This is a genomic window from Streptomyces albus subsp. chlorinus, from assembly GCF_013302895.1.
Classification (GTDB): domain Bacteria; phylum Actinomycetota; class Actinomycetes; order Streptomycetales; family Streptomycetaceae; genus Streptomyces; species Streptomyces chlorinus.
The window spans coordinates 4,788,804-4,804,577 of the sequence record NZ_VJOK01000001.1 but is presented as its reverse complement, the minus strand read 5'-3'; the positions used below and the strand labels follow the sequence as shown (position 1 = coordinate 4,804,577).

The window sequence follows — 15,774 nt, the reverse complement described above, 5'->3', positions numbered from 1 at the left end:
TCAGGCTCCCGTACGTGTCATGCCGCCGTCGACGTGCAGGATCTGGCCGGTGATGAAATCGGCGTCGTCGGAGACCAGGAAGCCCAGGGCGTTACCGAGGTCCGCCGCGACCGACTGGCGCTTGATGGTCTGCAGGGCCGTCACACGGGCGAACACCTCGTCGGCAGTCGGGCCGCCCGGACGGGCCCGGCCCAGGAAGCCCTGGGTCGCCACCAGGCCGGGTGCTATCGCGTTGACCGTGATGCCGCTGTCGCCGAGTTCGTTGGCGAGCGCCCGGGTCAGCACGTGGACGGTGCCCTTGCTGGTCATGTACGCGAGGTCGCGGTTCTGGGTCAGGGTGATGCCCGAGCCGGTATTGACGATGCGCCCCCACCCCGCGGCCCGCATCCCCGGCGCGAACGCCCGGGCGAAGAGCAGGATCGACTCGACGTTGACCGCCTGCACCTTGCGCCACAGCTCGATCGATGTGTGCTCAAGGTCGGTGTAGGGGAAGATGCCGGCATTGTTGACGAGGATGTCGCAGCGCCCGTACCGGTCGAGGACCGTGCGGGTCACGGCGTCGACCTGCGACGGTTCACTGATATCGCACACCAGTCCCAGCTTGTCGCCGCCGCCCGTCAGCTCGCTCACGGCGTCCGCCGGGTCGTCGATGTCGACGGCGACCACGTGCGCGCCGTCCGCGGCGAGCCGCCGGCAGTACGCGTATCCGATGCCCCGGGCCGCCCCGGTCACCACCGCCGTCTTTCCGTCAAGCGCCACGGGTGAACTCCAGTCCGATCTGGGTGGCGATCGAGAAGTAGTCCTCCAGGTGCCAGGTGCGCACGATGCGGCCGTCGGCCACCTGGTGGAAGTCGGCCGCCCGGAACTCGACCTCGCGGCCGGTGCCCTCGACGCCGAGCAGCTCGCCGGTGTGCTTGCCGCGGCTGACCGCCCGTACCGCGACCATGTCCCGGTCCACGACGACGTGCTCGATCTCGACGGTCAGGTCACTGAACACCCCACGAAGGTGAGCGATGCTCGCCTTCCATCCCTCCGGGCCGCCCCCGGTGCGCAGGGGCGGGACGGCCTCCCAGCCGGCGGCCAGGGCCTCGTCGACCAGCGCGGTGTCACCGGTGGAGAGTGCCTCGTAGAAGCGCCGGACCGCGATTTCCTTGTCGTTTGCCATGGCTCTCACGGTAGGGACGCAGGCTCCCGGCCATCAAAGACCTGTTTTGGACCACGTCATACCCTTGAGGCATGACGGATCTCGACCTTCGGCTGGTGCGCTACTTCACCACCGTCGCGTCGCATCTGCACTTCGGCCGCGCCGCCGCCGAGCTGCACATCGCGCAGCCGTCGCTGAGCCGGCAGATCAGCCGGCTCGAGGCCCAGGTGGGGGCGCGGCTTTTCGACCGGACGCGGCAAGGAACGCGGCTCACCGAAGCGGGAGAGGCCTTCCTCCCCCACGCACGCGCCCTGGTGCGCTCGGCCCAGCGGGCCACGGTCGCCGCCCGGGCCGCCGCGCGGCCCACCCGGATCACCGTCGGCTACACCGCGGGACTGATCGTCACCCCGGTGGTGCGGAACCTGCGGCACAAACACCCCGACGCCGAGGTACGCACGCTGCACCTGAAGTGGGACGAGCCGCGCCAGGCCCTGCTCGACCGGCGGGTCGACGCGGCGATCACCCGGCTGCCGCTGCAGACGGACGGCCTGGACGTGACGGTCCTCTACGACGAGCCGAGGATGCTGCTCGTACCGGTCGGGCACCGGCTGGCGGGCAAGGAGTCGGTCACGCTCGACGACATCGAGGGCGAGCCGATCCCCCGGTTCCCGGATCCGGAATGGGACGCGTACTGGCGCATCGACCCGCGGCCGGGAGGCCGCCCCGCACCCGGCGGACCCCCGGTCGAGACCATCGAGGACAAGCTCGAGTGCATAGCCGCCGGGCAGGCCGTGGCCATCATCCCGGCCGCCCTGCACACCGGCGGCACCCGGCCCGACCTCACCACCATCCCGCTGGACGGCGTCGAACCGAGCCGCGTCGTCGTGGCAACCCGGGCCGCGGACAGCAGCCGGCTGGTGGCCGCGTTCCGCATGTCGGCCCGAGACTGCCTGAGCGGTTGATCGCCACCGACGGCGCGTGGAGAATGCCCGGTCGACGATGCGAGACGGGCCACCGGCCGGCTCTCCGCCTCCGCTCCCCAGTGCCCGCGCTCCCTCCCGTCCTCCTTTCCGTCCTCCGGACCGGGAGGTCACCCCGACCGGGAAGTCACCTTGACCGGGTGGTCATCCGGACCGTCCCCGCCCGTACCGCGTCCGTGAGCGTCAGCGAGCCCTCCGCGAGGGACACGCAGGCGTCGGCGTCCAGTTCGAGCCGCGTGCCGGCGCCGTGCGGTGCGGGGCCCTCCGCGTACACCGGTCCGTGCGCCGCCTCCCCGCCGGCGTCAGGGGCGGCGAGCCGCAGGTGGAACGTCCCCTCCGGCAGTACGACGTCCACGAGGCCCGCCTCGCTCCCCAGCTCCGCGATCAGCACCTCCCGCAGGGGCAGCGCCCACCAGTGGGCGCGTACCGCGTCGGTGGGCCGCGGCTTGCCCAGGGCGGGGGCGCCCCAGGTGGCGAGGGTGGAGAGGACGGGCAGCAGGCCGCGCCCGCGCCCGGTCAGTTCGTAGACGTGGCCCGAGGCGGGGCGCGGCTGGCGGCGCCGTTCGACGAGGCCCTCGGCCTCCATGTGCTTGAGCCGTGCGGCCAGCACGTCCGTGCTGACGCCGGGCAGGTCGGCGTGGAGATCGGTGTAGCGGCGCGGGCCGGCCAGCAGTTCGCGGACGATGAGCAGCGTCCAGCGGTCCCCGACCGCGTCGAGGGCGCGCGCCACGGCACAGAACTGGTCGTAGCTGCGGCGGGATCGGCTGGTGCTGGTGGTGGTCGCATGGCTCGGCATGCCCGTCAGTCTAGACATGTGGTTGGACTTTCCAAGTGCCAGCTTGGTAGAACCAAGGAATACATTCGGACCAGGAGGGCGGGCGAGCATGGAGTTCCGGCAGTCGAACAAGCTCAGCGGGGTCTGTTACGAGATCCGGGGTCCGGTGATCGAACAGGCCGACGCGCTGGAGGAGGCCGGGCACAGCGTGCTGCGGCTCAACACCGGCAACCCCGCCCTGTTCGGCTTCGAGGCGCCGGAGGAGATCATCCAGGACATGGTGCGGATGCTCCCCCAGGCGCACGGCTACACCGAGTCGCGCGGCATCCTGTCCGCGCGCCGCGCCGTCGCCCAGCACTACCAGCAGCGCGGCTTCCCCGAGGCCGACGTGGACGACATCTACCTGGGCAACGGCGTCTCGGAACTGGTCGCGATGGCCGTCCAGGCGCTGGTCGAGGACGGCGACGAGGTCCTCATCCCCGCCCCGGACTTCCCGCTGTGGACGGCCGTGACCACGATGGCCGGCGGCAAGGCCGTGCACTACGTGTGCGACGAGCAGTCCGAGTGGCTGCCCGACCTGGACGACATGGCCGCCAAGATCACGTCCCGCACCAAGGCCGTCGTCATCATCAGCCCCAACAACCCGACGGGCGCCGTCTACCCGCGCGCACTGCTGGAGGGCATCCTCGACCTGGCCCGCCGCCACGGGCTGATGGTCTTCTCCGACGAGATCTACGACAAGATCCTCTACGACGGCGCCCAGCACCACCACGTGGGCGCCCTCGCCCCCGACCTGGTCTGCCTCACCTTCAGCGGCCTGTCCAAGGCGTACCGGGTGGCCGGCTTCCGCTCCGGCTGGCTGCTGGTCTCCGGGCCGCAGCAGCACGCCCGTGACTACCTGGAGGGCCTGGGCATGCTCGCCTCCATGCGGCTGTGCCCCAACGCCCCCGCCCAGCACGCCATCCAGGCCGCCCTCGGTGGCCGCCAGTCCATCGAGGACCTGGTCCTGCCCGGTGGCCGCCTCCACGAGCAGCGGGAGGTCGCCTGGCGCAAGCTCAACGAGATCCCGGGCGTCAGCTGCGTCAAGCCCAAGGGCGCGCTGTACGCGTTCCCGAGGCTGGACCCCGCGGTGCACAAGATCCACGACGACGAACGCTTCGTCCTCGACCTGCTGCTCCGCGAGAAGATCCAGGTCGTCCAGGGCACCGGCTTCAACTGGGCCGCGCCCGACCACTTCCGCATCCTCACCCTCCCCCGCGCCGAGGACCTGGACGCCGCCATCTCGCGCATCGGCCGCTTCCTGGAGGGCTACCGGCAGTGAGCCTCTCCGGACGGGACCGGGCCGGTTGCTCGCCGGGCCCCGTCCGAAGGGCGGCCGGGCTACACGTTGGCCGTCTCGGCGCCCACCGTCGTGCTGTCCCCGTGGCCCGTGCGCACCACGGTCTCCAGGGGCAGCGTCAGCAGCCGTTCCCGGATGGAGCGGAGGATCGTCGGGTGGTCCGAGAAGGAGCGCCCGGTGGCACCGGGACCGCCCTGGAAGAGGGTGTCCCCGGTGAAGACCGTGCCGAGCGCGGGTGCGTAGAGGCAGACGGCGCCGGGGGCGTGGCCGGGGGTGTGCAGAACCGTCAGCCGGGCGCCGGCCACCTCCAGGACGTCACCGTCGGCCAGTTCCCCGTCGGGGACCCGGTCCGGATGGGTCATGTCCCACAGCACCCGGTCCTCGGGGTGCAGCAGGATGGGCGCGCCGGTGCGGGCGGCCAGTTCGGGCGCGGCGTCGATGTGGTCGTTGTGCGCGTGGGTGCACACGATCGCGCGCACGGTACGGCCGCCGACCGCGGCGGCGATGGCGTCGGCGTCGTGGGCGGCGTCGACGACGACGACCTCGCTGTCGTCGCCGATCAGCCACACGTTGTTGTCGACCTGGTGCGTCTCCCCGTCGAGCCGGAACTCACCGCTGGTGACGAGGCGGTCGATACGGGCGGCCATCAGAACACCACCACCGAACGCAGCACGTCGCCCCCGTGCATGCGCGCGAACGCCTGCTCGATCTCGTCCAGCGCGATGGTCTCGGTGACGAACGCGCCGAGGTCCAGCCGCCCCTGCTGGTGCAGGTCGATCAGCATGGGGAAGTCCCGGGAGGGCAGACAGTCGCCGTACCAGGAGGACTTGAGAGCCCCGCCCCGCCCGAAGACGTCCAGCAGCGGCAGCTCCAGCCTCATCTCCGGCGTGGGCACCCCGACCAGCACCACCGTCCCGGCCAGATCGCGGGCGTAGAAGGCCTGCTCGTACGTCTCCGGGCGGCCGACCGCCTCGATGACGACGTCCGCGCCGAAACCGTCCGTCAGCTCACGGATGGCCGCGACCGGGTCGGCGGTGGAGGAGTTGACCGTGTGCGTGGCGCCGATCTTCTCGGCGGTGGTCAGCTTGCGGTCGTCGATGTCCACGGCGATGATCTTCGCCGCGCCCGCCAGCCGCGCCCCCGCGATGGCGGCGTCCCCCACCCCGCCGCAGCCGATGACGGCCACCGAGTCGCCGCGGGTCACCTGGCCGGTGTTGACGGCCGCGCCGATCCCGGCCATGACGCCGCAGCCCAGCAGCCCCGCCACGGCGGGCGACACCGCGGGGTCGACCTTGGTGCACTGCCCGGCCGCCACCAGCGTCTTCTCCGCGAAGGCGCCGATGCCCAGCGCCGGCTCCAGCACGCTCCCGTCCGACGCCAGCGACATCTTCCGCGCCGCGTTGTGGGTGTCGAAGCAGTACCAGGGCCGGCCGCGCTTGCAGGCCCGGCACTGGCCGCAGACCGCGCGCCAGTTGAGGATGACGAAGTCACCGGGCGCGACGTCCGTGACGCCCTCGCCGACCGCCTCGACGACACCCGCCGCCTCGTGCCCGAGGAGAAAGGGGTAGGCGTCGCTGATCCCGCCCTGCTTGTAGTGCAGGTCGGTGTGGCACACGCCGCACGCCTGCACCTGAACGACGGCCTCGCCGGGGCCCGGATCGGGCACGACGATCGTCTCGACCCGCACGGGTGCGTTCTTTCCCGGTGCGACGACCCCGCGTACTTCCTGTGCCATACGTGCGGGCCTCCCTCTTCCCTCGGGTGCTGTGGAGCGCCATTCTCGCTGTCCAGGACCGGTTTTCGGGAGGGGCGGGCGCGGGTCGCGGCGGAGGATTTGCCTCCGCGCGCCCGGCCGGGGCCTCATCCGGCGATACTTTCCGCACGCACCTTCGAACACGCCGGGCCGATGACGGACAATCGTGACCCGTGACCGACTCCAGCGACGCACGCGGCGTCCCCGCGAGAACCGCCTCCGTCCCGGCCGCCGCCCCGCCCCGGCCCGCGCCCGCCCGGGTCATCCTGCTCACGGGCCCCTCCGGCTCCGGCAAGACCCGCCTGGCCACCCGCAGCGGGCTGCCCGTCCTCCACCTGGACGACTTCTACAAGGAGGGCGACGACCCCACCCTCCCCCTCGTCGGGGCCGAGGTGGACTGGGACTCGCCCCGCTCCTGGGACGCGGACGCCGCCGTGGACGCCATCACCCGGCTGTGCCGGCGGGGCACCACCACGGTGCCCCGCTACGACATCGCGCTCAGCGCCCGCACCGGCGAGGACCACCTCGACCTCGCGGGCTCCCCCCTCTTCCTCGCGGAGGGCGTCTTCGCCGCCGACATCGCGGCACGCTGCGCGGCCCTCGGCGTGCTGGCCGACGCCATCTGCCTGCGCGGACGCCCCACCACCACCTTCCGCCGCCGCCTGCTCCGCGACATCCGCGAGGCCCGCAAACCGCTCCCGGTCCTCCTCACCCGCGGCTGGCGCCTCCTGCGCGCCGAACCATCCCTGATAGCCCGCCACCGCGCCCTGGGCGCCACCCCCTGCGACCACGAACAGGCCGCGACCCGCATAGCCCGGCTCCGCACCACGACGACGGGCCCGCCGGACACGGCGGTGGCGGCGTGAATCCGACGGGCATCACGGCAGCCGAGTAACAGGACGACTACACTCGGATGCTTTGCCCATACACATGTTGCGAGCATGCCGAGCCGTAGGAGCGCGATGTCCGCCCCGGAAGACCGCCCCGTGCACACGCGGATCAACCACACGACCAGCTCGGACTACAGTGCGGGAGCAGGCAAGGGCGGCATGGTCCTGGGCATCGCCGTCCCCGAACTCAAGGTCGCGGCCCCGGCTTTCGGGAAGCAGGGCAAGAAGCTCAGTGGGGCCCTGACCACGCTCGTCACCACGTTGGACGGGCTCGGCAAGCCATGGGGGAAGGATGCGGGGTCCCAGTTCGAGGAAAAGTACACGTCGAACCAGCGGGCAGTGGAGAGGGCGGCCGGGACGCTCGTACTCGGACTCGTGAGCATCCATGAGGCGATGGACGACCTCAAGGACGGCCACGTCGACAACGACGAACTGATCGAGGGCATCTTCACCGAGGCCAGGAAGGGCGATCACCGACACCACGACGCATCCGGTGCCGAGGGCCGGGACGCCGGCAGGTGAGCGTCAAGGAAGAGGCCCGCGCCATCCTGGAGAAGATGGGCCTCCACTGGCCGGACGGCGATCCCGACAAGCTGCGGGAGGCGGCGAAGGCCTGGCGGGCGTTCGCCAAGACTGTCGACGAGGTCAAGCGGGAGACCGATCACAGGGCCCGCACCCTCATCGAGCTGAACAGCGGTGAGGCCATCGATGCCTTCGACACCTTCTGGTCCCGCTATGTCGGCAAAGGCGAGAAGGGCTGGCTGAAGGACCTCGCGAAGTCGGCCCGGTCCATGGCGAAGGCCCTGGACGACCTGGCGGAGGAGATCGACAAGGCGGTCGAGAGGCTGTGGACCGAGATCGCCGCCTGTGCCACGCTGATCGTCACCGGAATCGTCCTGACCGGACCCACCCTCGGCGTCTCCGACGCGGCAGCGGGCGCGGCGGCCGAGGCCATCATCGCGCTCGGGGAAACCCTGAGCGTCACCATTTCAGCCACTGCGGCACGCCTCGTGGCCAGCGCGCTGATCGGGGCCGCGTTCGGCGGTGTCGAGAGCGTCGCGATGGATCTCGCCGTGGCCCAGCCGGCCCGGATCCTCGCCGGACACCAGAGCGGGATCAGCCTGGAAGAGGTCAACAAGGCCGCCGAGAGCGGCATGCTGCTGGGCGGGGTGTTCGGCGGAAGCCGGGTGTTTCTGCCGAAGACGCCTCCGGCTCTGCAGACACCCTCCCTCCGGCCGAACCTCATCGACGAAGGGGTCGCCTCCCGCACCCCCGGCCGTACTCCTACCAAGGGTGAGCCGGTGGACGTGGCGACGGGTTCGATGCTCATGGAGCAGACCGATCTGTCGCTCCCGGGCGCCCTGCCCCTTGTCCTGACCCGGACCCACCTCTCGTCGTACCGGGGCGGTGTGTGTTTCGGCCCCAGTTGGGCGTCCCTCCTGGACGAACGCGTCCAGATCGATGCCGACGGTGTGGTCTTCGTCGCCGCGGACGGCATGCGCCTGGTCTACCCCGTCCCGGAACCGCACGAGCCCGTGCTGCCCTCCAAGGGCCCACGCTGGCCGCTGGAGTGGGACGGCAAACCGGACGGGACGCTCACCCTCACCGACCCGGACAGCGGACGTGTCCGGACCTTCGCCGACCCGCTCCCCTGCGGTGAACCCACCGTCGCACAGCTGCCCCTCGTCTCGCTGAGGGACCGCAACGGCGCCTGCCTGGACATCGACCGCGGCCCCTACGCCACGCCTGTCGCCCTTCGGCACTCCGGCGGCTACCACCTCAGCGTCGAGACCGAGAACCAGCGGGTCACAGCGCTGCGCCTGCTGCACGAGCCACCGGATCCCTACGCCCCCGACAACGGCGCACCGGCACCGAGCACACTGGTGATGCGCTACGGGTACGACGAGGCGGGCAACCTCGCCGAGGTCGTGAACTCCAGTGGCAAGGCCCTGCGTTTCACCTACGACCACGAGGGCCGCATGCTTTCGTGGACCGACCGCAACGGCACGACCTTCCGGTACGAGTACGACGCGGCCGGCCGTGTCGTCCGTACCGCGGGCCCGGACGGCATCTACGACGGCACCTTTTCCTACGACGAGGCAGCCGCCACCACCGTCTACACCGACTCGCTCGGCCACCGCACCGTGTGCCGCTGCAACGCCGACGGCCAGGTCGTGGCGGAGACCGACCCGCTGGGCAACACGACCCGTACGTAGTGGAACGACCGCGGCACCGCCCCGCTGTCGGTGACCGACCCCCTCGGACACACCACGCGCTACACCTACGACGCGCAGGACAACCTCACCGCCGTCGAACTCCCGGACGGAACCGTCGCGTCCGCGACGTACAACGCTCTCCACCAGCCCGTCGAAGTGGCCGAGCCGGACGGCACGGTGTGGCGGCACGCCTACGACGACCGCGGCAACCTCACGCAGACCACCGACCCGGGCGGGGCCGTCACGCACTACGGGTACGACGAACGCGGGCATCTCACCGCCATCACCGACGCCCTCGGGAACGCTCAGCACCTCGTCTGTGACGCCGCGGGCCTCCCGACCGCTGTCACGGACGCTCTCGGCCACACCACTCGTATACGCCGCGACGCCTTCGGCCGGGCCATGGAGATCACCGACCCGCTGGGTCACACCACGCGCATGGGGTGGACCACGGAGGGCAGACCGAGCTGGCGGGAGAACTCCGAAGGCGCCCGGGAGACATGGGTCTGGGACGGGGAGGGCAACCTTCTCCGCCACACGGATCCCGCGGGCGGCACAACCCGTCACACGGCCGGGCCGTTCGACTCGGCGGCCACCCGTACCGACCCCGACGGTGCACGCTACGCCTTCTCCTACGACACCGAGATGCGCCTCACCCGGGTCACCGATCCGCAGGGCCGGGACTGGGTGTACCAGTACGACGCGGCGGGACACCTCATCGCCGAGACGGACTTCAACGGCGCGGCCCTCACCTACGAGGTGGACCCCCTCGGCCGGCTCGTCGCCCGCACGAACGCGGAGGGTCAAACGCTGCGCTACAAGCGGGACCCACTCGGCCGCGTCACGGAGCAGCGCGACGAGACCACGGGCGAGGTCACGAGCTTCACCTACGACGCGGCGGGGGAGCTGACCGCCGCCACAGGCCCCGGCGCCGAGCTGGAACTGTCGCGGGACGCCCTGGGCCGCGTGGTCTCCGAAACCGTCAACGGCCGTACGACGACCTTTGCCTACGACCCCCTGGGCCGCTGCACCGGACGCACCACCCCCTCGGGCCTCACCTCCTCATGGCGGTACGACGCCGAGGGGCGCCCGGCCGAACTGGTGACGGACCATGGCGGCCTCGCCTTCACCCACGACGAGGCGGGGCGTGAGACGGAGCGCCGCACGGGTGCGTTGCTGCTGCGCCAGTCATGGGATCGCGCCGACCGGCTCACCGGACAGGTGGCCCACGCCGGATCAGCGCTTCTCCAGCACCGCGACTACGCCTACCGCCCCGACGGGCACGTGACCGAGATCCGCGAACTGGCCTCCGGCACCCGCCGCTTCACCCTCAGTCCCTTCGGCCGCGTCACCGGGGTCAGCGCCCACGGCTGGCGGGAGACGTACGCCTACGACGCGACCGGTAACGTCACCACAGCGGAAGCCCCCGACCACCCCGCCCCCGGCAAACGCACCGTCGAGGGCACCCTTCTGCACCGCACCGGACGCACCTCCTACACTCACGACGCCGCCGGCCGCCGCACCTCCAAGACGGTCCGTCTGCTGAACGGCCAGAAGCGCACCTGGACCTACACCTGGAACGCGGAAGACCGGCTGACCTCCGCCACCACCCCGGACGGCGCGGTATGGACGTACACCTACGACCCGCTGGGCCGCCGCATATCCAAGGCGGGCCCGGACGGCACCACTCTCTCCTTCTCCTGGGACGGCACCCGCCTGGCCGAGCAGACCACCACGGGGGGCCGCACCACCACCTGGGACTACGCTCCCGGGACCCATCGCCCCGTCGCACAGACGGACCACACCCCGCTCATCCACGAACCGGGCACGTCACTCCTCACCAAACTCACGGAACCCACCGCCGTCCGGCCCCGCTTCCAGACAGTCCTCACCGACCTGGCGGGCACCCCCACCGAACTCATCACTCCGGCCGGCGACATCACCTGGCAACTCCGCACCACCCTGTGGGGCACTCCCCTCCCCGGCACAACCCCGGCCGACACCCACACCTGCCCCCTCCGCTTCCCCGGCCAATACGCCGACCCGGAAACCGACCTCCACTACAACTACTTCCGCTACTACGACCCGGAGACGGCGCGGTATCTAGCCTGTGACCCCCTCGGCCTGGGACCAGCACCCAACCCCTACCTTTATGTCACCAGTCCTCTCATCGAGACTGATCCACTCGGCCTCGCGTCCTGCGGGAACGCCTCTGTACCCAAGGAACCTCCGAAGGTCCCCGGCGGGGCCGCGAACGCAGCGCATGCCGCCAAACTGAAGAACTACTATTCACAAGCGGCGAAGTACGGGAAGGGAAGCCACCGAGAGCTTCCCGATGGACGGTACAGGTTCTACGGAGATGTGAAAGAGGCGCAGAAGCCAGGCGTGATCGCAGGAAGACGCCTGGTACGTGAATGGGACCCCGACAGTGGGCGGACACGTATTTGGCATGAGAGCGTCGACCATGAAGGCAGGGTCCGCATAGTCAGGCCAGATGTCGCTGTGACGGGCGGCAAGAAGGTGCACTACAGATTTGACGAGCACGGGAACTTCACAGGGACTTTCTGATGAGGGGTGACCATGACCATCACGCAGGAAATCGCCGAAAGGCTTCAAGCGCTGGCCACCGGTGAAGGGTCACCGGAAGAGGCTTCCGCATGGGCTCTGGCGATGATGGAGGGAGACGCGCCAGAGCTCGAAGATGAAAACGTTTGGAACGCGTTGGATCAGCTCAGCGGTGCCGATCTCATGATGGACCCGGAAACCCCGATGCACAGCGAGGAACAGTATCGACAGTGGCTTCAAGAATTCCGGGAAAAGGTGTCCATCACATAGCGTTGATCGCCAGCAGCTGACGCAACACCTCTATGAAGACGTACCGCTCACCCAATAGCGCCGTGCTGTGGAAATACGGGGCAGGGAGAGCAGCCACGCAAAAGAGCGGTTCCGTCAGGACCCCCTGTCCTGGCGGAACCGCTCTCGTTCCCCGTATTTCCCCGTGTCCCCGTTGTCCCCCGTATCCCCCTGTGCCCCATGTCCCCGTGGGGTCAGGTGGAGTGTGGTGTGGTCGCCGGGTCAGGCGACCAGTTCGTCGAAGCTCTCTTCCTGGCTGCGGCCGAAGCTGAGGACCTCGTCGTCGCGCAGGCGGCGCAGGGAGCGCCAGATGCTGCTCTTGACGGTGCCGACGCTGATGCCCAGTATCTCGGCGATCTCCGGGTCGGTGCGGCCCTCGTAGTAGCGCAGGACCAGCATGGTGCGCTGGAGTTCGGGCAGGCGCGCGAGCGCCTGCCACAGGACGGTGCGCAGTTCGGTGCCCCGCATCGCGTCCTGCTCGCCGGCGGTCTCGGGCAGCTCCTCCGTCGGGTACTCGTTCAGCTTCCGGCGGCGCCAGGCGCTGATGTGGAGGTTGGTCATGGTGCGGCGCAGGTAGCCGCCCACCGCCGCCTTGTCGCTGATGCGGCCCCAGGCGCGGTAGGTGGAGAACAGGGCGCTCTGCAGCAGGTCCTCGGCCTCGAAGCGGTCACCGGTCAGGTGGTAGGCGGTGGCGTACAGGGAGGCACGGCGCTCGCGTACGTACGCGGTGAACGCCGCCTCGGCCTCCGCGTCCACCCCGGGGACGCGGGACTCCTCGACGGGGCCCAGCGCCGCCGCCTCCCTGTATGCGCCACTCTCCCGGGAGCCCCCCTCGCTCCCGGTCTCCCCCGTGTTCCCCCTCTCCCCTCGGGCCGTCTCCCCCCGGACCGTCTCCCCGCGGTCCCGCGTGGTCCCCCCCGGAACGTCCCTGCGAAGTCCCTCGACCGCGGGACCGAAGACGGTCCGCGGACGCGGGCGGCCCGTGCCACGGGCACAGCTCCGGCCGCCCAGGAGGTCCCGGTTGCGCTCCAGCAGGGCGGTGCCCGTCTCGGCACCGGTCTTCTCCGGCCGCTTCGCGGAAGCGGGAACCGAAGGGACGTGCAGACGCGTGTGAAGGACTGCGCTCGTATTCGTGCCGTGCAGTGTGTTCATCTCGCGCCCCCTTGGAGCCAACCCGGTCGCTTGCTTGATGCGGACAACCCTGCCGTCCTGATTTCATGACGAGGTCCCCCGTCTGTCACAGCGGTGTCACAAGCCTCGGCGGATCACACAACGCGCAGGCCACAGCGCGTGTCGTTGCCGGGCCGGGACCGCCGGTCGAAGTATGTCGGCGCCATGGGCCAGAATGGCGCGCGTGCCTTTCCTGTTGCTGATCGAGGACGACGACGCCGTCCGTACCGCCCTGGAGATGGGTCTGACCCGCCAGGGCCACCGCGTGGTGACCGCCGCGTCCGGTGAGGACGGTCTGAAACTGCTGCGCGAACAGCGCCCCGACCTGATCGTGCTGGACGTGATGCTGCCCGGCATCGACGGATTCGAGGTGTGCCGCCGCATCCGCCGCACCGACCAGCTGCCGATCATCCTGCTGACGGCCCGCAGCGACGACATCGACGTCGTGGTCGGCCTGGAGTCCGGCGCCGACGACTATGTCGTCAAACCGGTGCAGGGCCGCGTGCTGGACGCGCGGATCCGGGCGGTGATGCGGCGCGGCGAGCGGGAGTCCACCGACTCGGCGACGTTCGGCTCGCTGGTGATCGACCGCGCCGCGATGACGGTCACCAAGAACGGCGAGGATCTGCAACTGACCCCCACGGAGCTGCGGTTGCTGCTGGAGCTGAGCAGGCGGCCCGGCCAGGCCCTGTCCCGGCAGCAGTTGCTGCGGCTGGTGTGGGAGCACGACTACCTGGGCGACTCGCGCCTGGTGGACGCCTGTGTGCAGCGGCTGCGCGCCAAGGTCGAGGACGTGCCCTCCTCCCCCACCCTGATCCGCACGGTGCGCGGCGTCGGCTACCGGCTGGACCCGCCGCAGTGAGGCACGGCAACGCCCCGACGGTGCGGCGCCCGCTCGTCGGGTGCGCCGCACCCTTCCGCACACAGCCCGGGGGAGCCCCCGAGTGACCGACGCTCCCTCCCCGGGCGCGCGCGTGCGCTCCCGCCTCGCTGGCATGCTGCCCTCGCTGCGGCTGCGCCTGGTCGTCGTCTTCGCGCTGGTGGCGCTCACGGCGGCCGTCTCCGCCTCGGGCATCGCCTACTGGCTCAACCGTGACGCCGTCCTCACCCGCGCCCAGAACGCGGCGCTCAACGACTTCCGCAAGGCGATGGAGGACAACGCCGGCAACCTGCCCCGCAGGGTGGGCTGCCAGGAACTGCGGGAGGCGGCGGCCAAGATGGCGCGCAGCTCGCAGAACTACCAGGTGCTGCTCGTCGACAGGACGGAGAACGGCAAGCGGTGCGCCGCGGCCTCCAACGAGGACGACTTCACCCTGGCGGACGTCCCCGGCCGGCTCAGCAGCGCGGTCGCCAGGAAGCGTCCCGTCACCAAGCAGAACAAGCACCCCTACCACCTGTACTGGCAGCGGATCACGCTGGACGGCGACCCCTTTCTGGTCGGCGGCGCCAAGATCACCGGCGAGGAGCCCACGCCGACCGGCTACATGCTCAAGTCGCTGGCGCCCGAGCGGGACGACCTCAACTCGCTGGCCTGGTCGCTGGGCATCGCCACGGGACTGGCACTGATCGGCGCGATGCTGCTGGCGCAGGCCGCCGCGACCACCGTGCTGCGGCCGGTACGGCGGCTGGGCGAGGCCGCCCGGCGGCTGGGCGAGGGCAAGCTGGAGACGCGGCTGCGCGTGTCGGGCACGGACGAGCTGGCACAGCTGTCGCGGACGTTCAACGACGCGGCGGCCTCGCTGGAGCAGCGCGTCGCGGAGCTGAGCGCGCGCGAGGCCTCCAGCCGCCGGTTCGTCGCCGACATGTCGCACGAGCTGCGCACGCCGATGACGGCGATCTCCGCGGTCACCGAGGTGCTGGAGGAGGAGCAGGACAACCTCGACCCGATGATCGCGCCGGCCGTGCAGCTGGTCGTCAGCGAGACCCGGCGGCTCAACGACCTGGTGGAGAACCTGATGGAGGTCACCCGCTTCGACGCGGGCACGGCCAAACTGGTGCTCGACGACGTGGACGTGGCCGACCAGGTGACCGCCTGCATCGACGCGCGGGCCTGGCTGGACGCGGTCGAACTGGACGCGGACCGCGGCATCATGGCCCGGCTCGACCCGCGCCGCCTGGACGTCATCCTCGCCAACCTCATCGGCAACGCCCTCAAGCACGGCGGCTCCCCGGTGCGGGTCTCGGTACGGACCGAGGGCGGCGGCGGTGACGAGGGCGGCGCCGACGAGAGCGGCGCCGACGGGAGCGGCGCCGACGGGGGCGGCGAGCTGGTGATCGAGGTCGCCGACCAGGGCCCCGGCATCCCCGAGGACGTCCTGCCCCATGTCTTCGACCGCTTCTACAAGGCGAGCGCCTCCCGCCCGCGTTCCGAGGGCAGCGGCCTGGGCCTGTCCATCGCGCTGGAGAACGCGCACATCCACGGCGGGGAGATCACCGCGCACAACGCCCCCGGCGGCGGCGCGGTCTTCACCCTCCGGCTGCCCAGGGACGCCCGCCGGGTCGCCGAGGAGCGCGAGAACGGAGACCGCGATCCCGACCGGGGCCGTGACCCCGACCGGAGCCGTGACCCCGACCGGGGCGGCGGGGACGGCGCCGGGGAGGCGAAGGGCCCGGGGAGCGACCGGGGACCAGCGGCGGACGGCAAGCGGAAGAAG

Annotated in this window: 13 protein-coding genes and 1 pseudogene; 8 read left to right on the top strand and 6 right to left on the bottom strand. The window is 70.9% G+C overall.

Annotated elements, in window-relative coordinates; genetic code table 11:
- Together FM076_RS21040 and FM076_RS21035 are read right to left on the bottom strand one after the other, a co-directional pair.
- The gene (locus tag FM076_RS21040) at positions 1-759 is read right to left on the bottom strand and encodes an SDR family oxidoreductase (RefSeq protein WP_173872522.1); all 759 of its coding nucleotides are present in this window, start codon (positions 757-759) and stop codon (positions 1-3) included.
- Positions 749-1,165 (bottom strand): ester cyclase, encoded by a 417-nt coding sequence (locus tag FM076_RS21035; protein ID WP_173872521.1) that lies wholly within the window; start codon positions 1,163-1,165, stop codon positions 749-751. Before FM076_RS21035 ends, FM076_RS21040 begins: the two co-directional genes overlap by 11 nt.
- 71 nt (positions 1,166-1,236) lie before the next feature.
- On the opposite strand from FM076_RS21035, the gene FM076_RS21030 reads away from it, so the two are divergent.
- A complete protein-coding gene (locus FM076_RS21030) occupies positions 1,237-2,106 on the top strand; it encodes a LysR family transcriptional regulator (RefSeq protein WP_173872520.1) in 870 nt (289 codons plus the stop codon).
- Between the two features lie 145 nt (positions 2,107-2,251).
- Here the strand turns inward: FM076_RS21030 and FM076_RS21025 are convergent, their stop codons facing one another.
- Entirely contained in the window at positions 2,252-2,920 is a 669-nt protein-coding gene (locus tag FM076_RS21025; protein ID WP_173872519.1) for a winged helix-turn-helix transcriptional regulator, read from the bottom strand.
- An 88-nt stretch (positions 2,921-3,008) separates the two neighbouring features.
- Between FM076_RS21025 and FM076_RS21020 the strand changes: the two genes are divergently transcribed.
- A complete protein-coding gene (locus FM076_RS21020; protein ID WP_173872518.1) occupies positions 3,009-4,220 on the top strand; it encodes a pyridoxal phosphate-dependent aminotransferase in 1,212 nt (403 codons plus the stop codon).
- A 59-nt stretch (positions 4,221-4,279) separates the two neighbouring features.
- Here FM076_RS21020 and FM076_RS21015 read toward each other — a convergent pair whose 3' ends face one another.
- Positions 4,280-4,885 carry an MBL fold metallo-hydrolase gene (locus tag FM076_RS21015; RefSeq protein WP_173872517.1) on the bottom strand — a complete coding sequence of 202 codons (606 nt, stop codon included), beginning with the start codon at positions 4,883-4,885 and terminating at the stop codon, positions 4,280-4,282.
- Positions 4,885-5,973, bottom strand: coding sequence for an S-(hydroxymethyl)mycothiol dehydrogenase (locus FM076_RS21010; RefSeq protein WP_173872516.1), 1,089 nt, complete (start codon positions 5,971-5,973; stop codon positions 4,885-4,887). The genes FM076_RS21015 and FM076_RS21010 overlap by 1 nt, the downstream gene beginning before the upstream one ends.
- A 191-nt stretch (positions 5,974-6,164) precedes the next feature.
- On the opposite strand from FM076_RS21010, the gene FM076_RS21005 reads away from it, so the two are divergent.
- From FM076_RS21005 to FM076_RS20985, 4 genes and pseudogenes are all read left to right on the top strand, one after another.
- The gene (locus tag FM076_RS21005) at positions 6,165-6,857 is read left to right on the top strand and encodes an ATP-binding protein (RefSeq protein ID WP_173872515.1); all 693 of its coding nucleotides are present in this window, start codon (positions 6,165-6,167) and stop codon (positions 6,855-6,857) included.
- A gap of 96 nt (positions 6,858-6,953) precedes the next feature.
- The gene (locus FM076_RS21000) at positions 6,954-7,403 is read left to right on the top strand and encodes a hypothetical protein (RefSeq protein ID WP_173872514.1); all 450 of its coding nucleotides are present in this window, start codon (positions 6,954-6,956) and stop codon (positions 7,401-7,403) included.
- A pseudogene (locus FM076_RS35345) lies at positions 7,400-11,299 on the top strand (DUF6531 domain-containing protein); the annotation flags it as partial. The gene FM076_RS21000 and the pseudogene FM076_RS35345, both read left to right, overlap by 4 nt.
- 378 nt (positions 11,300-11,677) lie before the next feature.
- Positions 11,678-11,932, top strand: coding sequence for a DNA-binding protein (locus FM076_RS20985; RefSeq protein WP_173872513.1), 255 nt, complete (start codon positions 11,678-11,680; stop codon positions 11,930-11,932).
- Between the two features lie 240 nt (positions 11,933-12,172).
- On the opposite strand, the gene FM076_RS20980 is transcribed toward FM076_RS20985, so the two are convergent.
- Entirely contained in the window at positions 12,173-13,102 is a 930-nt protein-coding gene (locus FM076_RS20980; RefSeq protein WP_173872512.1) for a SigE family RNA polymerase sigma factor, read from the bottom strand.
- A 202-nt stretch (positions 13,103-13,304) separates the two neighbouring features.
- Here FM076_RS20980 and afsQ1 point away from each other — a divergent pair, with 202 nt between their 5' ends.
- Both afsQ1 and FM076_RS20970 read left to right on the top strand, forming a co-directional pair.
- Positions 13,305-13,982 carry a two-component system response regulator AfsQ1 gene (gene afsQ1, locus FM076_RS20975; protein ID WP_173872511.1) on the top strand — a complete coding sequence of 226 codons (678 nt, stop codon included), beginning with the start codon at positions 13,305-13,307 and terminating at the stop codon, positions 13,980-13,982.
- A gap of 82 nt (positions 13,983-14,064) precedes the next feature.
- The coding region (locus FM076_RS20970) for an ATP-binding protein (RefSeq protein WP_430625930.1) at positions 14,065-15,774 on the top strand (1,710 nt) is incomplete at its 3' end.